At 71.2% G+C, this 18,485-nt stretch carries 17 protein-coding genes and 1 tRNA gene; 11 read left to right on the plus strand and 7 right to left on the minus strand.

Annotated elements, in window-relative coordinates:
* Nucleotides 1-137 precede the first annotated feature (137 nt).
* Nucleotides 138-677, minus strand: a complete 540-nt coding sequence (locus tag IGA62_RS13320) for a MarR family winged helix-turn-helix transcriptional regulator (protein WP_145821215.1) — start codon at nt 675-677, stop codon at nt 138-140.
* A gap of 521 nt (nt 678-1,198) precedes the next feature.
* Here IGA62_RS13320 and IGA62_RS13325 point away from each other — a divergent pair.
* Nucleotides 1,199-2,677 (plus strand): glutamate--cysteine ligase family protein, encoded by a 1,479-nt coding sequence (locus IGA62_RS13325; protein WP_145821213.1) that lies wholly within the window; start codon nt 1,199-1,201, stop codon nt 2,675-2,677.
* A gap of 9 nt (nt 2,678-2,686) precedes the next feature.
* Here IGA62_RS13325 and IGA62_RS13330 read toward each other — a convergent pair whose 3' ends face one another.
* Complete coding sequence (locus IGA62_RS13330) at nt 2,687-4,090, minus strand: hypothetical protein (RefSeq protein WP_186500088.1); 1,404 nt, start codon at nt 4,088-4,090, stop codon at nt 2,687-2,689.
* Nucleotides 4,091-4,441: 351 nt separating this feature from the next.
* Here IGA62_RS13330 and IGA62_RS13335 point away from each other — a divergent pair, with 351 nt between their 5' ends.
* A complete protein-coding gene (locus IGA62_RS13335; RefSeq protein WP_186500087.1) occupies nt 4,442-5,065 on the plus strand; it encodes a Stk1 family PASTA domain-containing Ser/Thr kinase in 624 nt (207 codons plus the stop codon).
* Between the two features lie 4 nt (nt 5,066-5,069).
* On the opposite strand, the gene IGA62_RS13340 is transcribed toward IGA62_RS13335, so the two are convergent.
* Nucleotides 5,070-5,498 carry a hypothetical protein gene (locus IGA62_RS13340; RefSeq protein WP_232625001.1) on the minus strand — a complete coding sequence of 143 codons (429 nt, stop codon included), beginning with the start codon at nt 5,496-5,498 and terminating at the stop codon, nt 5,070-5,072.
* Between the two features lie 98 nt (nt 5,499-5,596).
* Complete coding sequence (locus tag IGA62_RS13345) at nt 5,597-5,884, minus strand: hypothetical protein (protein WP_145821207.1); 288 nt, start codon at nt 5,882-5,884, stop codon at nt 5,597-5,599.
* Nucleotides 5,885-6,579: 695 nt separating this feature from the next.
* Between IGA62_RS13345 and IGA62_RS13350 the strand changes: the two genes are divergently transcribed.
* The 4 genes from IGA62_RS13350 (at nt 6,580) to IGA62_RS13365 (ending at nt 10,340) form a co-directional block, all read left to right on the plus strand.
* Nucleotides 6,580-7,461 carry a helix-turn-helix domain-containing protein gene (locus IGA62_RS13350; RefSeq protein ID WP_145821205.1) on the plus strand — a complete coding sequence of 294 codons (882 nt, stop codon included), beginning with the start codon at nt 6,580-6,582 and terminating at the stop codon, nt 7,459-7,461.
* Nucleotides 7,431-7,652 (plus strand): DUF397 domain-containing protein, encoded by a 222-nt coding sequence (locus IGA62_RS13355; RefSeq protein WP_091454227.1) that lies wholly within the window; start codon nt 7,431-7,433, stop codon nt 7,650-7,652. The genes IGA62_RS13350 and IGA62_RS13355 overlap by 31 nt, the downstream gene beginning before the upstream one ends.
* A 272-nt stretch (nt 7,653-7,924) precedes the next feature.
* Nucleotides 7,925-8,332 (plus strand): hypothetical protein, encoded by a 408-nt coding sequence (locus tag IGA62_RS13360; RefSeq protein ID WP_145821203.1) that lies wholly within the window; start codon nt 7,925-7,927, stop codon nt 8,330-8,332.
* A gap of 154 nt (nt 8,333-8,486) precedes the next feature.
* Nucleotides 8,487-10,340: a S8 family peptidase gene (locus tag IGA62_RS13365; protein WP_145821201.1), complete on the plus strand. Its 1,854-nt coding sequence runs from the start codon at nt 8,487-8,489 to the stop codon at nt 10,338-10,340.
* Nucleotides 10,341-10,487: 147 nt separating this feature from the next.
* On the opposite strand, the gene IGA62_RS13370 is transcribed toward IGA62_RS13365, so the two are convergent.
* The 3 genes from IGA62_RS13370 to IGA62_RS13380 all read right to left on the minus strand — a co-directional run bounded on the left by IGA62_RS13370 (nt 10,488) and on the right by IGA62_RS13380 (nt 12,560).
* Nucleotides 10,488-11,291 (minus strand): WecB/TagA/CpsF family glycosyltransferase, encoded by an 804-nt coding sequence (locus IGA62_RS13370; RefSeq protein WP_145821199.1) that lies wholly within the window; start codon nt 11,289-11,291, stop codon nt 10,488-10,490.
* The gene (locus tag IGA62_RS13375) at nt 11,288-12,361 is read right to left on the minus strand and encodes an NAD-dependent epimerase/dehydratase family protein (protein ID WP_091454243.1); all 1,074 of its coding nucleotides are present in this window, start codon (nt 12,359-12,361) and stop codon (nt 11,288-11,290) included. Before IGA62_RS13375 ends, IGA62_RS13370 begins: the two co-directional genes overlap by 4 nt.
* A 113-nt stretch (nt 12,362-12,474) precedes the next feature.
* A tRNA-Leu gene (locus tag IGA62_RS13380) sits at nt 12,475-12,560 on the minus strand.
* A 211-nt stretch (nt 12,561-12,771) separates the two neighbouring features.
* On the opposite strand from IGA62_RS13380, the gene IGA62_RS13385 reads away from it, so the two are divergent.
* Genes IGA62_RS13385 through IGA62_RS13405 form a run of 5 tightly spaced genes read left to right on the plus strand, consistent with a single transcriptional unit; the run spans nt 12,772 to nt 18,482 of the window.
* Nucleotides 12,772-13,560 (plus strand): FhaA domain-containing protein, encoded by a 789-nt coding sequence (locus tag IGA62_RS13385; protein ID WP_088981323.1) that lies wholly within the window; start codon nt 12,772-12,774, stop codon nt 13,558-13,560.
* Nucleotides 13,561-13,566: 6 nt separating this feature from the next.
* Complete coding sequence (locus tag IGA62_RS13390) at nt 13,567-14,055, plus strand: FHA domain-containing protein FhaB/FipA (protein ID WP_091454250.1); 489 nt, start codon at nt 13,567-13,569, stop codon at nt 14,053-14,055.
* Complete coding sequence (locus IGA62_RS13395; protein ID WP_145821197.1) at nt 14,052-15,458, plus strand: BofC C-terminal domain-containing protein; 1,407 nt, start codon at nt 14,052-14,054, stop codon at nt 15,456-15,458. The genes IGA62_RS13390 and IGA62_RS13395 overlap by 4 nt, the downstream gene beginning before the upstream one ends.
* A gap of 28 nt (nt 15,459-15,486) precedes the next feature.
* Nucleotides 15,487-16,974, plus strand: coding sequence for an FtsW/RodA/SpoVE family cell cycle protein (locus IGA62_RS13400; RefSeq protein ID WP_145821195.1), 1,488 nt, complete (start codon nt 15,487-15,489; stop codon nt 16,972-16,974).
* Entirely contained in the window at nt 16,971-18,482 is a 1,512-nt protein-coding gene (locus IGA62_RS13405; protein ID WP_145821193.1) for a peptidoglycan D,D-transpeptidase FtsI family protein, read from the plus strand. The genes IGA62_RS13400 and IGA62_RS13405 overlap by 4 nt, the downstream gene beginning before the upstream one ends.
* Nucleotides 18,483-18,485 lie beyond the last annotated feature (3 nt).

Consider the following 18,485-nt stretch of genomic DNA (forward strand, 5'->3'; position numbering starts at 1 on the left):
GAGGGAAGATTAGCGGGGGCCCGTGGAGGTTCTTGTCCATTTCCTCCGGGATGATGGTGGGCGTCGGTCAATTCTGCCGGTCGTTCTGCCGGTGCGCGCCCCCGCTGCCACCGACTGTCCGACCCGATGCGGTTCCGCTAGCGCCGCCGTCCGGAACGGGCCACGGAATGGACCGATTCCGCCAACTCTTCATCGTGGGGGGCAACGGCCTGGCTGCCCGCGGTGGCGCCCGGGTGCACCGCGTCGCGGACCTTGCGGAGTGCGTGCAGCAGCGCCTCCAGCTCCTGCGGTTCGAGCTGGCCGGTGAACCACTGTTCGATGATCGTCAGGTGCCCGGGCAGGGTCTCGTTGAGCCGGTCCAGGCCCGACCGGGTCACCACGGCGTACGAGCTGCGACGGTCGGAGGGGCAGGCCCGGCGGCAGAGCAGCCCGTCCCGTTCCATCCGGTCGACCACGCGGGTCACACCGCTGGTGGAGAGCGAGGTCTGTGCGGCGAGGTCGGTCATCCGCAGTTGGTTTCCGGGGGAACGGGCGAGTCGGGTGAGCACTTCGAATTCGACAGCGGAAAGGCCGTTTTCCTCGTATTGCGAGGCGAATCGGGCCGACAGGCCGGCATGCGCCTCGACAAGCAGGCCGACGGCGGTGATCCGGGGGTCGTCGAAGACGTTCTTGGTCACTCGGGCATCCTATCAGTCATTGATTAGGAAAATTCTGTATGGGGGATATCTGTTAATGCAAGTAACTGCGGGGTGGCCGGGGTGGCGGCCCGGTTGTGGCACCCGTTGGACGCCCGAGGGCGGCCAATTCGTCGCGTGGCACCCCCATGCTGGACCAAGGTCACAAGTGGGCCGGTTCTCGCTTGCCGAAGGTGGCCGGGCGGAACGCCCTGGGCGTCTCCCATCCATCAACGAATGTGGATAGAAGGTAGGGTGACCGTACCGGAGGGATGGATCGTGTGCGGCGGGACGGGTGCGATTTGTCACGGGTTGCTCGTTGAACGTCCTGTGCCGTGCCGGTCGCGACCGGGTAGGGATACGGCGGACGCCGCCCCGCCGGACCACGGAGGCGACCCGTGTCGACCACGGGCCGCAGACCGCTGGTCCCGGCGGGGACGGCGCTCCTAACGTGGAAGCTCACAACGCGCCGTCGTTGCCGTCCCCTCGGGTCGCGTCGACTGCGCCTCGCGCCGGGAGGACAGATGGGCAGGGACGTCGCGCAGGGCGCCTTCTCCCGAGAGGACCGGGTCCGCTACCGGCAGAAGGTCCGACGGTGTCTGGACGTGTTCGCGCTGATGCTCGACGACTTCGGCTTCGACGCGGACCGTCCGATGACCGGACTGGAGATCGAACTCAACCTGGTCGACCCGGCGGCCGAGCCGGCGATGCGGAACGACGAGATCCTCGCCGCCATCGCCGACCCGCTGTTCCAGAGCGAACTGGGGCGGTTCAACCTGGAACTCAACGCCAACCCCCGGCTGATCGGCGGCCGGGGCTTCACCGAGTACGAGGAGGACCTGCGCGGCAGCCTGAGTCGGGCCGGTGAGCGGGCCGCACGGTCCGACGCCACCATCGTCATGGTCGGTATCCTGCCGACCCTGACCGAGCGGCACCTGGTGGCCGACAACCTCTCCACGAACGAGCGCTACCGGGTGCTCAACGAGCAGATCGTGGGGGCCCGGGGCGAGGACATCGAACTCGACATCCGGGGCGTGGAGCTGCTCCAGACGCACACCGACTCGATCGCCCCCGAGGCGGCCTGCACCAGCCTCCAGTTCCACCTCCAGGTCGCCCCGGACAGCTTCGCCGACTACTGGAACGCCTCCCAGGCCATCGCCGGGGTGCAGGTCGCGGTCGGGGCCAACTCGCCGTACCTCTACGGCCGGCAGCTCTGGGCCGAGACCCGGATCGCCCTCTTCGAGCAGGCCACCGACACCCGGCCGGACGAACTGAAGGCCCAGGGGGTACGCCCCCGGGTGTGGTTCGGCGAACGGTGGGTGACCTCGATCTTCGACCTGTTCGAGGAGAACGTCCGGTACTTCCCGCCGCTGCTGCCGATCTGCGACGACGAGGACCCGGTCGACGTGCTGCACGCCGGTGGGGTCCCCGAGCTGAGCGAGCTGCGGCTGCACAACGGCACGGTCTACCGCTGGAACCGGCCGGTCTACGACATCATGGACGGCCGCCCCCATCTCCGGGTCGAGAACCGGGTGCTGCCCGCCGGACCCACAGTGGTGGACATGCTGGCCAACGCCGCCTTCTACTTCGGGCTCGCCCGTGGTCTCGCCGAATCCGACCGGCCCATCTGGAGCCAGCTCACCTTCAGTTCCGCCGAGGAGAACTTCCACGTCGCCGCCCGACGCGGCCTGGATGCGGTGCTGCACTGGCCCCGACTGGGCGACGTGCCGGTGAACCAGCTGGTGCTCGACGTGCTGCTGCCGAAGGCGGCGACCGGGCTGGACCGGTTCGGCGTCGACCCGGCGGAGCGTGACCGTCTGCTCGGCATCATCGAGCAGCGCTGCCGTACCGGCCGTAACGGTGCGGTCTGGCAGACCGAGACGGTCTGGGCGGCGGAGCGGCACCGCGGCATGGACCGCGACGCGGCACTGCACCACATGGTGCGGCGCTACGCCGAGCTGCAACGCACCAACGAACCGGTGCACACCTGGCCGGTCGACTGAGGTCGTCGGTCAGTCGCGGGGCCGTCGGGTCGCGGCGCGACCTCGCGGGCGAGGCTGCGGAGCCGGTTCGGCGGCGGCCGGAGTTCCGGGCACGTCGTCCGTCTCCACCCCGCCCGGTTCGGCGGTGGACCGTTCGATGGTGGTGTCACCCGGACCGTCCGGGGCGTCGGCCGCCCCGAGGCTCGACGCCGTGCCGGCGGGCGGCTCCTCCCGACGCGGTCGGGGCACTCTGGACGTGGACCTGGCGGCACGACGGCGTGCCGTGCCGGTGTCGGCGGTGGTGGCGGTGCCGGTGTCGGTGTCGGCCGCCGGACCGGCGGGAGCACCGGCGTCGGCATCCCGATCGGGGGCGGCGACCGGACCCGGGCCGGTGCCAGGGAGGACGGGATCGGCGCCGATCGGGTCCGGGGCGGTGGTCCCGGCCGGAGACGACGCGGCGGCATCGGTGGTACCGGCCTCGACCGAGGTCGCGTCGGCGTCGCCCTCGGGGCCGATCGCGGTGACGCCGGCACCGGCACCGGCGGTCGCCTCGTCCCGTCGCTGGGCCAGGGCGGCGACCAGGACCGAACCGGCGACACCGGTGACCACCGCGTACGCGGCGACGAGCTGCGCGGAGAGTTGCTCGGCGCCGATCTCGGGCAGCCGGGGCACGGTCAGCAGACAGGCGACGGCGACCAGGAGCGGCCCCGCCGCCCCGGAGGCCGCCGCCCCGACCCGTCGGTACGTCGCCCGGGCGGCCCGGCGTGCCGTGAGCGCGCCGATGACCAGGGCCGAGCCGAGCGACAGCACCGCCGCCAGCCAGGAGAGGTGATCACCGAGCCGGATCCCCGGACGGTCGGCGAGCTGCCAGAACCCGAGTTGGGCACTGGTCATGCCACGACCTGCGAGTACCCCGTCGACGACCGCGGCCACCGCGAGCGCCCAGAGCCAGCCGATGCTGGCGACGATGTTGGCTGCGGCCGGGGGTGAGCGTTGGGCCCAGATCGCGACGAGGACGCCGACCAACAGGCCCGCCCCGGCGTACGCGGCGGCCATGCTCTGCGGGTCGACGGTGTCGGTGGGAGCGGCCACGCGGGCCGGCACCGCCACGAGCAGTACGGCCACCAGCGCGCCGAACGCCGCCGCCAGGACGGCCGGGATCCCGCCCGGACGGGTCCGGGCATGGGCCCCGGTGGACCGTCGAGTCAGGCGCTGCGCCCCCACCGCCCCGGCGATGGTCGAGGTGGCCGCGATCCAGGTGGCCCAGCCCAGGCTCGTCGCCCAGAGCGTGTCGGACGACGCGCCGGCCCCCGGTCCCGGGGGTGTCCAGCTGATGATGCCCAGCCCGTAGCCGAAGCCGAGTTGGGCGGCACCCGCCCCGGCGGCGATGCCGACCGCGGTCGCCAGCGTTCCTCCCCAGCCCCGTACGGCCATGCGGGGCAGCGTAACGCCCCGCGGCCCGTCGGGCGACCTGGTGGTCCGGGACGGGTGGGCAGGTTGGGGCGGTGGAACCGTCGATCGGCCCACGGTCGGCGGCACGTCACCCGGACGACAGGACGGCCAGTGCCGACCTTTCGCGACGGACAGCCGTTATCTGGGTAGTTCGGAGTGTTGCGGGCCGGATGTCCGCCCGGTCGGGAAGGACGTGCCATGAGCGACGACCGCCAGGAGCCGAGGACCGGAAGGGTCCCCGAGAACCACCACGTCCCGCCGCCGGGCGGTCGCCCTCCTCCGGAGCGTCGGAAGGGCACGCCGGGAGCACCGTCAGGAGGTCGGGAACCGACCGTGGGATCGTCGGCGTCGCCCGGCGGACCGGGGGCGCGACCCGCGACCACCTCCTGGTCGGGCCGGGCGGAGGTGCCGCCGCCGAGGTCCGTACGGCACCCGGAGGCCTCGGGCGAGTGGTACGTGGAGGAGCAGGGCGACCGCCGGTGGTGGATGCCGATCCTGGTGGCCTCGGTGGCGCTGGCCGTCCTCGCCACGCTGGGTCTGGGCCTGTGGTTGGTCGTCCGAACCGGATCGGACGGTGTTCCGCGAGCACCGGAGCCCTCGCCCAGCCCCGCGCCGCCGACCACCGGACCGCCGACCACCGGACCGCCGACCACCGGGGCGGCGACCACACCGGCCCGGGTACCCATGCCGGACCTGGTGGGGCTGCCCAGGTCGGCGGCCGAGGCCGCGTTGGACCGGCTGGGACTGGGGTACCGGTCGGAACTGCGCCGGTCGGGACGGCCGGCCGGGACGGTGATCGGGACCGAGCCGCAGGCGGGTGAGCGGGTACCGCTCGGCACCGACGTCACCCTGGTCGTCTCCGAGGGCAGCGGGCCGCCCGCCTCTCCGACGCCGGATCGGACGTCGGCCCCCACCCCGACCGCCACCCGCGCCCCGACCACCGGGGCGACCGGATGAGCCGTCACCACATCCGGCGGCGCGACCCCACGATGACCAGACCGGTCAGGGAGACGGCCAGTCCGAGCAGACCGGAGAGGACCAGGGACTGGTGGAGATCCTCCGCCGTGTCGTCCGGCCCGGCGCCCCACGCCGGAGCGAGCCGTCCGGCGCCGGTGGGCGTGCCACCGGGCGGCTCCGGGAGCGCGTCCTCCGGCTGCCCCGCACCCGTCCCGGGCCGGTGGCCCCCGGCGTCGGGAAGCGTGGAGCCGGGGAGGCCGTCCGCGGACGGGCCCGGTGGGGTCGGGACGGTCAGTTGGGTGGTGGAGTGGGCCGGTACCCGGACCACGACCACGAGCGCGGTCGCGGCGCCGATCAGGACGAGCAGACCGGCGGCGTAGCTGACACGGGACAGGGAACGCCGACGGACGGCGGTGCGGTTGAGCATGGTCATCCCAGGGTCAGGGTCCGGGACGTGCGGGGTGTCACCTGCCGGGGTGGGCACACCCAGCCTATCGGCACCGCCCACCCCGTACCCGGGGAACGCCCAGCTCAGCCCACGCGGACCGGGGTTCTGGCCGCCGGTCGTCGGGCGGTTCGGACGGTGTGCGGCCGGGGTTCCGGCGCGGCCTGCACCCGCACCAGACCGGCGCGTTGCACGAGGATCGATCTTCGGCTGACCGCGTCTCCTGCCGCGTTCAGCTCGTAGCCGTCGATCCAGAGCCAGCCGTCGAAGGCCGGCCAGTCCAGTACGCGGATCACACGGAACAGAATCGACCGGCGGAACTGGACACTTGCCGCACGAGTCACGTGCAGTACGTCACCAGAGCGGGGAAGCACATCGGCTCCTGTGAGGGATCGGCCGGCGACGGGCCGGCGGGAGGCGTGAACGGGAGACCGGCCCGGAGCGGTGGTGCCGCTGGGGCGAACCGGCATGGTGAGGTGGTGTTGGTCGGGACGCGCCCGCGGTGGCGGGACGCGCCCGACCAGCACCCGGTGCTTCCGGTTACCGCTCCCGCCGCCGAAGCCGACAGGCGTCCAGCGGCGAGGTCCTTACCCCGGAGGCGGGTCTGTTTGTCCTGTTCGGGCGGGAGCCGTCCTGATCTTCCGCGACGCGGTGACCGCGCTGCGGAGCCAGATCGAAACGGTGAGTAACCCGAGCCATGCGGACAGACTGCACGAGTGGCAGGACACATGCAAGTTGCACGTCGACTTTTGCCGATACCTGAACGGTCCGCCTCCGGACCGCCTCTATCGTCGACGCTTGATGCCGTGGTCAGGGAACCGGCACACTGGACGCCGGTTTTTCGCCGCCGCGGCCGGCTGATGACCGCAACCATCCCCGCCGCGAACGATCGCCCGCCGGTCGACGGTCGCGCCCTCGGCGGACGAGCCAGTACGGGCGCGATCGACCGGAGGTACCCCGGTGAGCCCGAGAAGTGCTTGCGAGTCCCGCCGCCGTACGACAGAGCCCGGGACAACACGCGGAAGGAGTGAGCCGGCGGGCCGCAGGGCCCTGGGGAAGGGCCGACCCGGTGAGTGAACGCCGAAGCCCCACGATCCGACGTCGCCGGCTCGGCGCGGAACTGCGCCGGCTGCGTGAGGCGGCCGGGACCACCATCGAGGCCGTGGCCGAGCGGTTGGAGTGCTCGGCGTCGAAGGTCTCGCGTATCGAGACCGGCCACACCTCGGTCACCCCTCGCGACGTGCGGGACATGCTCGCGATCTACGGGGTGCCGGAGGCCGAGAGCGAGGAGCTGGTGCAGATCGCCCGGGAGGCGCGCCAGCGGGGGTGGTGGCACCCGTACAACTCGGTGCTCTCCGGGGCGTACGTCGGGCTGGAGGACGCCGCCGGTTCGATGCGGGCGTACGAACAGCAGGTGGTGCCGGGACTGCTCCAGACCGCCGACTACGCCCGGGCGATGATCGAGCTCGCCCGCCCGGACATGCCCGCCGACGAGGTGGACCAGAGGGTGCGTGTCCGTTCCAACCGCCAGTCGTTACTGACCCAGGACGTTCCGATCGATCTTTGGGTGGTGCTCGATGAGGCGGTGGTGAGCCGGCCGGTGGGCAGTGACGAGGTGATGCGTGCGCAGATGGCCCGGCTGGTGGAACTGGCCGAGCTGCCGAACGTCACCATCCAGGTGCTGCCCTTCCACGTCGGGGCTCATGCGGCCATGGACGGCTCGTTCACGATCCTCGACTTTCCCGAGCCCGGTGATCCGGATGTCGTGTATGCGGAGAATGCCACGGGTGGGCTCTTCCTGGAGAAGAGCGACGAGCTTCGGCGCTACAACTACATCTTCGACCAGATTCGAACCCAGGCCATGCGACCGGAGGCGTCCATCGCACACATCGCAGAACTGGCAGAGGAGCCGTTGTGGAAATGGCGACCAAGAGGGTCCTCGCGGACCTGACGCACGCATCGTGGTTCAAGAGCTCGCGCAGCGGGCCGAACTGCGACAACTGCGTAGAGGTGGCGTTCGTGACCGGGGCGGTCGGGGTCCGTGACTCGAAGGACCCGACCGGGCCTGCCCTGGTGTTCGCCCCCGGTGACTGGCTCGCCTTCGTCGGCGGCACCAGGCGGGAGGCGTTCGGCCGCGGCTGAGCCGCCGGCGGACCGGACGCCTGACGGCGGTGGAGGCCGGTCCCGTACCGGTATCCTCCACCGCCGGTGTGACGGTGCGGCGCGGTCCCCGTGTCCCGGCAGCGAGGCCGGGGCGGGGGCCGCGCCCTCGTCGTGTCCGGCGTCGACGCGGGTCTGGTGACGGTGGCCCGGAACCCGTCGCCACTTCCGTCCCACCTCGTTGTACCTCTCGTCATCGGTCGGCCGAGCGGCCGGCCAGGGCGGATCCGCAACCGAGCGAGGCAGGTGGACGGATGACGACGATCGGATCAGAGAACCTCACCAACGGGCCGGGCAAGCCGGAGCGGTTTGGCGGCAAGTACCGCGGTGCCCGCCGGGACACCGTCCTGACCGAGGTGGTCTCCACCGACTCCGACCTCGGGGGCCGGGAGAGCGGCAGCGCCACCGCGCCCGACCAGGCCGGGCCGTTGTCCCTGCCGTCGCTGGACACCAACCCGCTCACCGAGCCGTCGTTCCCGCCGACCGGGTGGCCGGTCGAGCCCACCGAGGCGTTGGCGGACCATCCGCTCCTGCGTGGCCTGCTGATGGAGTTGCCGCCCCGGGGCAGCGTGCCGCCGCCCGGCTGGCTGGACCGCTGGTTCGAGGCGACCCGGGCCATCCTGGAGCTGCTGTACGTGCAGGGTGGCGGTCGCGGGCGCTGATCCCACCGCCGTCCCGCGCGGGCCATCCCGCAGCGTTATTGATACTTCGATATGTTTCGTTGGACACAGATGGCGGCCTAGCCTCAGCTTGATCGGCGATCTTCGATCTTCCCGAGTGGGGGGACCGTGTGCCGGTCGGAGGGGAGGTAGGGAGATGCGTCTCCCACGCAGGTCGATTCTGGTTGGGGTGGCTGCCGTGTCGATGGCGGCGACCGCCACGCCGGCGCTGGCCGCCGAGCCTGTCGGCAGCATCCTGAGAGCCGGCGGTGCCACCGCCGTCGCCGACAGCTACATCGTCGTGTTCAAGGACACCACGGTCGCCCGGACCAAGGTGAGCGACAACGCCAAGCGGCTGGTCGACAAGCACGGCGGCCAGGTCGCCCGGACCTACAGCGCCGCGCTGCGCGGCTTCGAGGTCCGGGTCGACGCGAAGACCGCGGCCCGGATCGCGGCGGACCCCGCCGTCGCGTACGTCGAGCAGAACCACACGGTCAGCATCGCCGCCACCCAGAGCCCGACGCCCTCGTGGGGTCTGGACCGGTCCGACCAGCGGGCACTGCCGCTGGACAACTCGTACACGTACCCCGGTACGGCGAGCAACGTCACCGCCTACATCGTCGACACCGGCATCCGGACCACCCACAGCGACTTCGGTGGCCGGGCGGTCTGGGGCACCAACACGGCCGACACCAACAACACCGACTGCAACGGGCACGGCACGCACGTCGCCGGCACCGTCGGCGGTACGGCGTACGGCATCGCCAAGGGTGTCAAGCTGGTCGCCGTCAAGGTGCTCAACTGCCAGGGCAGCGGCACCAACGCCGGCGTCATCGGCGGCGTGGACTGGGTGACCGCGAACGCGCAGAAGCCGGCCGTGGCCAACATGAGCCTCGGCGGTGGCGCCAACGCGACGCTCGACACCGCGGTCCGCAACTCGATCGCCTCGGGTGTGACCTACGGTCTGGCCGCCGGCAACAGCAACAACGACGCCTGCACCGGCTCGCCGGGTCGTACCCCCGAGGGCATCACGGTCGGCGCGACGACCAACACCGACGCCCGGTCGTCCTTCTCGAGCTTCGGCAGCTGCCTGGACATCTTCGCGCCGGGCTCGTCGATCGTCTCGGCCTGGAACACCAGCGACACCGCCACCAACAACATCAGCGGCACCTCGATGGCCACGCCGCACGTGGTCGGCGCGGCGGCCCTGGTGGCCGGCGCCAACCCGACCTGGACCCCGCAGCAGGTCCGGGACAAGCTGGTCAACGACGCCACCAGCGGTGTGGTGACCAACCCCGGTGCGGGTTCGCCGAACAAGCTGCTCTACGTCGCCAACAGCGACACCCCGCCGACGAACGACTTCTCCGTCTCGGTCTCGCCGACCTCCGGCTCGACCGCGCCGGGCGGTGCGGTGACCGCCACCGTCAACACCGCCACCACCAACGGTTCCGCCCAGTCGGTGAGCCTCTCGGCCAGCGGGCTGCCGTCCGGGGCTACCGCCTCGTTCAACCCGGCCACCGTCACCTCGGGTGCCTCCTCGGCGCTGACCATCAGGACCTCGGAGAGCACCCCGGCCGGCACCTACTCGGTGACCGTGACCGGCACCGCGGCCTCGGGCAGCCGGACCGCGACCTACTCGCTGACGGTGACCGGCAACGGTGGCGGCAGCTGCTCCGGCACCAACGACACCGACGTGGCGATCCCGGACCCGGGCACCGCCACCAGCTCGATCACCATCTCCGGCTGCGGCCGGGCCGCCTCGGCCGCCTCGACCGTGTCGGTGAACATCGTGCACACCTACCGTGGTGACCTGGTCATCGACCTGATCGCCCCGGACGGCACCGCGTACCGCCTGAAGAACTACTCCCTCTTCGACGGCGCGGACAACGTCATCGCCACCTACACGGCGAACCTCGCCGGTGAGGCGGCCGACGGCACCTGGCGTCTCCAGGTGCGGGACGTCTTCAGCGGCGACACCGGCAACATCAACACCTGGTCGCTGAACCTGTAACAGAACCACAGCACAAGGGGCTCCTCCTCCGGGAGGAGCCCCTTCGCGTGTCCCGTCCCCTCCCCGCCGGTCCCGTTCCGCTCGCCGATCCGACGCGCAGAGTGGGCGTGCGGGGTGGCGCCACGCGCAGGGGCGGAGAGGTCAGGGTCAGACGGCGAAGGTCGACGGGCGCTCGGCGGCCGGTGCCGGCGGCCGGGCCTTCCACAGGCCGGTCTTCTGCGCGCCGAGCCGGGCCAGGTAGGCCGGGTTGAGGATGACGTACCGCTTCCAGAGCCGCTTCGGCTCCAGACCGAGCCGCCAGAACCACTCCAGTCCGGCCCGCTGCATCCACGGCGGCGGGTTGCGCAGCAGCCCGGCGTGGTAGTCGAAGGCCGCCCCGACCGCCATCAGCGGCATGTCCAGCAGCGGTCGCATGGCGTACGTGAAGACCTCCTGGCGCGGGCAGCCCAGCCCGACCAGGACGAGGCGCGCCCCGCTCGCCCGGATCCGGTCGGCGATCTCGACGTCCTCGCCCGGCTGCACCTGACGGAACTTCGACGGCTCCACCCCGGCGATCTTCAGGGCCGGGAACATCCGCTCCAGCGCAGGGATCAGGCGGCTCAGCGTCTCCTCCGTGGAGCCGTAGAGGTAGACCGGCAGTCCTTCGTCGGCGAACCGGGCGAGCACCCGCAGGGTCAGCTCCGGGCCGTACACCCGGTCGTCGAGTCCGGCGGAGTGCAGCAGGTTGAGCGCCCAGCGCACCGGCTGCCCGTCCGGGGTGACCACGTCGAAGGAGTTCAGCCGGGCGTTGTGCGCCGGGTCGAGGACACCGGTCATCACGCCGTGCACGGCCAACGCGGTCAGCGCCATCGGCCGCCGCTCGCGGGCGGCCCGGACCACCTCCTCGGTGGCGGCGGCGTAGTCGGTGGCGTCCACCAGGACGCCGAGCACGTTGCGCTTGCGCGAGGTCATGACTGGGGCACCCACTTCTCCACGTTGGCCTCGTAGATCTCCCGCAGGATCATCGGTACGTCGTAGACCTGCTTCCAGTCCGGGTAGTCCCGCTGGAACGCCTCGTTCGACCCGATCCACCACTTGTGGTCGCCGACCCGGTTCGCCTCGACGTACTCGGTGGTCATCTCCTGGCCGGTGATCTGCTCGGCCAGCGCGAACGCCTCGCGGTGGGAGGTGTTGGAGTGCCGGCCGCCGCCGAGGTTGTACACCGCCGCCGAGCGCGGGTTGCGGAAGAACGCCTCGAACGCCGAGACCACGTCCGAGCTGTGGATGGCGTCCCGGACCATCTTGCCCTGGTACCCGAAGATCTTGTACGTCCGGCGCTCCATGTTGCAACGCATCACGTACGCCAGGAAGCCGTGCAGCTCGGTGGCCGAGTGCGCCGGGCCGGTCAGCGTGCCGCCCCGGAAGCAGGCGGTCCTCATGTCGAAGTAGCGGCCGTACTCCTGGACCATCACGTCGGCGGCGACCTTGGAGGCCCCGAAGATCGAGTGCAGGCAGGAGTCGATCGACATGTCCTCCCGGATGCCCTGCTCGTACGGGTGGCCAGGCTCGATCTCCCAGCGCGTCTCCAACTCGACCAGAGGCAGGCTGTTCGGCCGGTCCCCGTAGACCTTGTTGGTCGAGCAGTGGATCACCGCGGCGTCGATGCAGTGCTCCCGGACGTTCTGCAGCACGTTGAGGGTGCCCGCCGCGTTCACGTCGAAGTCGGTGAACGGGTCGCGTACCGCCCAGTCGTGCGAGGGCTGCGCGGCGGTGTGGATCACCACGACCACGTCCCGGCCGTAGCGGCGGAACAGCGCCGCCAGCGCGTCCCGGTCGCGGATGTCGATGCCGTGGTGCGAGTACGCCGCGCCCAGCTCGTCGGCGAGCCGACGCACGTTCCACGCGGTGGACGCCTCGGCGCCGAAGAACTCCTGCCGCATGTCGTTGTCGATGCCGACCACCTGGAGACCGAGACCGGCGAAGTGCCGAACCGCCTCCGAGCCGATCAGACCGCCCGAACCGGTCACCACCGCGACACTCACACGCCACTCCACGGGTCGTTAGGGGGCAGAGGGAACCACCGGAGCATAACGTGACGATCCGTGCCGCCCCGTAGACGCGGCAAGGGCCCCGCAACTGCGGAGCCCTTGACTTCTGGTGGGGAAGGAGGGAGTTGAACCCTCACGCCCTTTCGGGCACACGGACCTGAACCGTGCGCGTCTGCCATTCCGCCACTTCCCCGTGGCATGACCCGGATCACCCTAATGCGTGCCGCCCTCGCTGTCGCCAGTGGGGGTGGCCCGAACATCGTACGTGCTCCCGGCCGTTGCCGCGATCGGTTACCGTTCGTGGCGGGGAGAAGAGTAGCACGACGATCAGGGCCCGTCCGAACGGGTCGAGAGCAGGCGGCCGAGCGGCGTGTGAGCTGCGCGAGCGACGGCCGGATACCATCATGTCCTCGGGACCCGAGGAGGAGCCGGTGAGCGTGCTGCAACGCTTCGAGAAGCGTCTGGAAGGCCTGGTCGAAGGAGCCTTCGCCAAGGTCTTCAAGGGTGTTGTCCACCCCGTGGAGATCCTGAACGCCATGCAGCGGGAGGCTGAGGCGCACAAGGCGATCCTGGCTGGTGGGCGCACTCTCGTGCCCAACCGCTACGTGATCGATCTCTCGCCGTACGACCACAGCCGGCTGGCGCCGTACGCCGCCGCGCTCGCCCAGGAGCTGGCCCAGTCTCAGGCCGAGTTCATCGGCGAGCAGGCGTGGACCGTCTACGGCGACGTGATCGTCGAGATCGAGCGCGGCGAGGGGCTGGACACGGGCATGTTCCGGGTTACGGCCGAGGTCTACACCGGCGGCGAGGTGGCCCCGGTGTCGGCTCCCGGCTACGACGCCGGCCCGCCCGGATACCCGGCGTACGACCAGGGCGGCGGCTACGGCCCGCCCCCCGGCCACGGTGGCGCGCGCAACGTCCGGCTCGTCTCCGGCGACGGTCGCACCTACCCGCTCCAGATGGGCTCGACGGTGATCGGCCGGGGCGACCAGGCCAACCTGCGCCTGCCCGACGTCGGCATCTCCCGCCGACACGCCCGGCTGGACTTCGACGGTGGTCAGGTCGTGCTCACCGACCTCGGTTCCACCAACGGCACGATGGTCAACGGCCAGCGGGTCTCCGCCGTCGCGCTGAACCCGGGCGACATGATCCAGCTCGGCACCACCACCCTGACCTTCCGCGTGGACGGCTGACCCGCCTTGCCCGAACTCGTCATCACCGTCGCCCGGTTCGGGTTCCTCATCCTCCTGTGGATCTTCGTGTTCACGGTGGTGGGGGTGATCCGGCGGGACCTCTTCGCAGGTGCCCGCTCCGGCCGGCTGGTGGCCGCCCCCCGTTCGGTCGGCGCCGCCACCAACCAGGCGGCGGCGAAACCCGCCAAGGTCAAGCGGGGGCGGGCCGCCCACCAGCTCGTGGTCACCGCCGGGCAACTCGCCGGCACCCGGATCACCCTGGGCGAAGCGCCGATAACCATCGGCCGGGCGGAGGACTCCACCCTGGTCATCACCGATGACTACGCCTCCGCACGCCACGCCCGGCTGCTGCCCCGCGACGGGCAGTGGTTCGTCGAGGACCTCGGCTCGACTAACGGCACCTATCTGGATCGCGCTAAGGTCACCGGACCAACCCCCGTCCCCCTCGGCGTGCCGATCCGTATCGGCCGCACTTCTCTCGAATTACGGCCATGACTCTGACCCTGCGCTATGCGGCCCACAGCGACCGCGGTCTGATCCGAGACGGTAACCAGGACTCCGTCTACGCCGGACCGCGGCTACTCGCCGTCGCCGACGGCATGGGCGGCATGGCCGCCGGTGACGTCGCCAGCAACATCGTCATCGGTGCCATGGCGCCGCTCGACGAGGACGTCCCGGGAGACGCACTCGTCGACGCGCTGCGACAGGCCGTGGACACCGCCAACCAGCAGCTCCGTGACACGGTGGACGCCAATCCCCAGCTGGAGGGGATGGGAACAACGCTCACCGCGATCCTCTTCTCCGGCACCAAGCTTGGCATGGTGCACATCGGAGACTCGCGGGCCTATCTCCTCCGCAACGGCGAGTTCGCCCAGGTCACCAAAGACGACACCTACGTCCAGATGCTCGTCGACGAGGGCCGCATCAGCGCCGAGGAGGCGAGCAGCCACCCACAGCGCTCGCTGCTCACCCGCGCGCTGGACGGCCGGGACATCGACCCGGAGTACAGCGTCCGGCAGGTCCTCCCCGGCGACCGGTACCTCATCTGCAGCGACGGCCTCTCCGGCGTGGTCAGCGCGGAGACCATCGCGGACACGATGCGCGAGTACACCGACCCGCAGCAGTGCGTCGAGCGGCTGGTGCAGCTGGCGCTCCGTGGCGGTGGGCCGGACAACATCACCGTGATCATCGCCGACGCGACCGACCACGACATCGTCGAGGCCAGCCCGATCGTCGGCGGCGCGGCCGCCCGCGACCGGGGCATGGCCACCTCGGCGGACGTCTCCACCCCGGCGGCCCGCGCCTCGGCCCTGAACGCGCCCCGTCCGCCGGTTCCCGAGGAACCCTCGGCGAACCGCGACGACGAGCCGGAGCGCCGCCGGCACCGACCGCTGCGTACCGCCCTGCTGCTGGTCGTCCTGCTCGCCCTCCTCGGCGGCGGTCTCTTCGCCGGCTGGAGCTACACCCAGCGGCAGTACTACGTCGGCGCCACGGACGACGGCCAGCTCGCCGTCTTCCAGGGCGTCCCCGGGCAGATCGCCGGCCTCGACCTCTCCAACGTCCACCGCACCAGCGCCGCCGACCTGGAGGACCTCACCCCGGCCGCCCAGGAGCGGGTGAAGCAGGGTATCCAGGCCAAGAGCGAGTCGGACGCCACCCGGCGGCTGGCCGAGCTGACCGACGACGACCCGGCCAACCCGAACCTGAAGCCGATCTGCCCGCCGAGCCCCACCACCAGCCCCACCGTGACCACACCGGTGCCCACGGCGACCCCGGCCGCCGGTGGCCGGGTGACCCCGAAGCCCTCGGCCGCGCCGAGCGTCACCCCGACCCCGGACGCCCTGCCCACCGATACGGTTCCGCCGGTCGAACCGGCGGGATGCCGGTCGCCCGAGTGAGCGCCGGCCCGACCCCGAGGATCCGACCGTGACCGCCCAGGCCACCCCGGCAGCCTCGCCCGGCACGACGGGCGAGCAGCCCGGCGTACGCCTGGCCCGATCCCGGCGCAACGCCGAGCTGTCCCTGCTGGCGGTGGCCATGGTGCTGGTCGCCGCGTACGGGGGCATGGTCGAGGCGAACGTGCTCGACAAGGTCACCGGCGACTTCTGGATCCCGGCCGTCGCGCTCTCCGCCGTCTTCCTCGGCCTGCACGTGGTGATCCGGTACCTCGCGCCCTTCGCCGACCCGGCCCTGCTTCCCGCCGTGGCCCTGCTCAACGGCATCGGCGTCGGCTTCCTGCGCCGGCTCGACCTGGCCGACGCGCCGGCCGCCGAGCGGGCCGACCTGGCGATCTTCGCCGGCACGGGTGGTCGGCAGCTGGCCTGGACGCTGGTCTCGGTGATCCTCGCGGCGGGCTTGCTGGTGCTCATGCGGGACCACCGCGCGGTCTCCCGGTACGCGTACACGCTGGGCCTCGCCGGCATCGTGCTGGTGATGATCCCCGCCGTGCTGCCCAACCGGTTCTCCGAGATCAACGGTGCCAAGCTCTGGATCCGGATCGGCAGCTTCTCCATCCAGCCCGGCGAGTTCGCCAAGCTCGCGCTGCTGGTCTTCTTCGCCTACTACCTGGTGCGCAAGCGCGAGGTCCTGTCGCTGGCCAGCCGCCGGTTCCTCGGCATCGACTTCCCCCGGGGACGGGATCTCGGCCCGGTGGTCGTGGTCTGGCTGATCAGTCTCATGGTGCTGGTCTTCGAGAAGGACCTCGGCACCTCGCTGCTCTACTTCGGCATGTTCGTGGTCACGCTCTACATCGCCACCGAGCGGGTGAGCTGGCTGCTGATCGGTCTGCTGCTCTTCTTCGGCGGGGCCTACCTCGCCTACTTCCTGGGCAGCACGGTCGGCGGACCGTTCGCCAACTTCTACCTCCGGGCCGAGATCTGGCTGGACCCGTTCGCCGACCCGCTCAACGACGGCTACCAACTGGTGCAGGGGTTGCTCGCGCTCGGCACCGGCGGCCTGTTCGGGGCCGGTCCGGGTGGCGGTACCCCGGACGTGCTGCCCGAGGTGCAGAACGACTTCATCTTCGCCGGCATCGGTGAGGAGATCGGCCTCTTCGGCCTCTCCGCCCTCCTGGTGGTCTACCTGTTGATCGTCCAGCGCGGGCTGCGGGCCGCCCTCACCGTCCGGGACTCGTTCGGCAAGCTGCTCGCCGGCGGTCTCGCCTTCACCCTCGGCCTCCAGGTCTTCGTGATCGTCGGCGGGATCAGCGGGCTCATCCCGCTCACCGGCCAGACCACGCCGTTCCTCTCCGCCGGTGGTTCCTCCCTGATGGCGAACTGGCTGCTGGTCGCCGTCCTGCTGCGCATCTCGGACGCCGGCCGGCGTCCGGTCTCCGGTGGGTCGGCCGCCCGACCGGGCAGTGCCGGTCCACCCGAGCAGCTCCACGGTGCCCCTACGGAGGTGATCCGCCCGTGAACGCACCGCTCCGTCGGGTCGGCGTGGTCGTCCTGGTCCTGTTCGGCCTGCTCTTCATGAACCTGAACTGGATTCAGGCATACAAGGCCGACGAGTACCGCACCAGCGACTACAACGGCCGGGTCCAGGTCGCCGAGTACGACCGCAAACGCGGCAACATCGAGGCCGGCGGCACTCCGGTGGCCACCAGCAAGGAGACCAACGGCAGTCTCCGGTACCTGCGGACCTACCCGGCCGGGCCGAAGTACGCGCACGTGCTCGGCTTCAAGCCGGTCAACCTCGGGGACGCCGGCATCGAGCGGGCCGAGGACGACTTCCTCGCCGGCACCAGCGACCAGCTCTTCGCTGACCGGTTCCGGGACATGCTCCGGGTCACCGGCGAGCCGTCCGGTGGCGGGAATGTGCTGCTCTCGATCTCGAAGCGGGCGCAGGACACGGCGTACAAGCAGTTGGCCGAAAACGAGCTGGGCGCGACCAAGGGGGCGGCGATCGCGCTGGACCCGCGTACCGGGGCGGTGCAGGCCCTGGTCTCCATGCCCAGCTTCGACCCGAACTCGCTGGCCAGCCACGACACCAGCGCGGCGTCGGGGGCGTACAACAAGCTGGAGGGCGACCCGGCTGGTCCGCTGCGGAACCGGGCGCTGGGCGAGACACTGCCACCCGGATCGACCTTCAAGATCGTGGTGGCCGCCGCCGCACTGGAGAACGGCGTCACCAAGCAGACCATGATCCCGGCGGGTCCCAGCTACACCGCCCCGACCTCCGGTACGCCGATCCGCAACGCCGTCCCGTCGATCTGCCCGGAGGACGAGGTGACCCTGATGAACGCGGTCACCGAGTCGTGCAACACCGGCTTCGCCCAGCTCGGCGTCCGGCTCGGGGCCGACACGGTCAAGGAGAAGGCCCGGCAGTTCGGCTTCGAGCAGGAGGACCTGACCGTCGGCCACCTCGACGAGGCCGGTCTGCCGGTGGCCGCCAGCCGTACCGGGGACATGAAGAACCCGGACGGCGGGGACGACCCGGCCGGGCTGGCGCAGTCGTCGATCGGCCAGTTCGACGTCCGGATGACCCCGTTGCAGGGTGCCCTGATCGCCGCCGCGGTGGCGAACAACGGCACCCAGATGCGGCCCTACCTGGTCCAGCAGCTGCTCGGCCCGGACCGGACGACCAACTACTACACCGCCGACCCGAAGCAGCTCCGGCAGCCGATCAGTGGTCAGGTCGCCAACGACCTGCGGGACATGATGGTCAACGTGGTGACCGAGGGCACCGGCCGCAACGCCCGGATCGACGGGTACACCGTCGGGGGCAAGACCGGCACCGCGCAGGCCGGGGAGAACACCGACGACCACGGCTGGTTCATCGGCTTCGCCCTCGACAAGGACGGCAAGCCGGTCTCCGCCGTCTGCGTCATGCTGGAGTCGGCGGGCCAGGGCGGCAGCGCCGAGGCGGCCCGGATCGCCGGGCAGATCATGCGGGCGGCCATCGCGGATCCCGGGGGGCGGTGACAC

Source organism: Micromonospora sagamiensis, from assembly GCF_014680085.1.
Classification (GTDB): Bacteria; Actinomycetota; Actinomycetes; order Mycobacteriales; family Micromonosporaceae; genus Micromonospora; species Micromonospora inyonensis.

What these genes read in the sequence shown, in the direction of transcription:
- IGA62_RS13325 (WP_145821213.1), top strand. Translation starts at nt 1,199, where the DNA reads ATGGGCAGGGACGTCGCGCAGGGCGCCTTCTCCCGAGAGGACCGGGTC.
- IGA62_RS13330 (WP_186500088.1), bottom strand. Translation starts at nt 4,090, where the DNA reads ATGGCCGTACGGGGCTGGGGAGGAACGCTGGCGACCGCGGTCGGCATC.
- IGA62_RS13340 (WP_232625001.1), bottom strand. Translation starts at nt 5,498, where the DNA reads ATGACCATGCTCAACCGCACCGCCGTCCGTCGGCGTTCCCTGTCCCGT.
- IGA62_RS13355 (WP_091454227.1), top strand. Translation starts at nt 7,431, where the DNA reads ATGGCGACCAAGAGGGTCCTCGCGGACCTGACGCACGCATCGTGGTTC.
- IGA62_RS13360 (WP_145821203.1), top strand. Translation starts at nt 7,925, where the DNA reads ATGACGACGATCGGATCAGAGAACCTCACCAACGGGCCGGGCAAGCCG.
- IGA62_RS13365 (WP_145821201.1), top strand. Translation starts at nt 8,487, where the DNA reads ATGCGTCTCCCACGCAGGTCGATTCTGGTTGGGGTGGCTGCCGTGTCG.
- IGA62_RS13370 (WP_145821199.1), bottom strand. Translation starts at nt 11,291, where the DNA reads ATGACCTCGCGCAAGCGCAACGTGCTCGGCGTCCTGGTGGACGCCACC.
- IGA62_RS13385 (WP_088981323.1), top strand. Translation starts at nt 12,772, where the DNA reads ATGTCCTCGGGACCCGAGGAGGAGCCGGTGAGCGTGCTGCAACGCTTC.
- IGA62_RS13395 (WP_145821197.1), top strand. Translation starts at nt 14,052, where the DNA reads ATGACTCTGACCCTGCGCTATGCGGCCCACAGCGACCGCGGTCTGATC.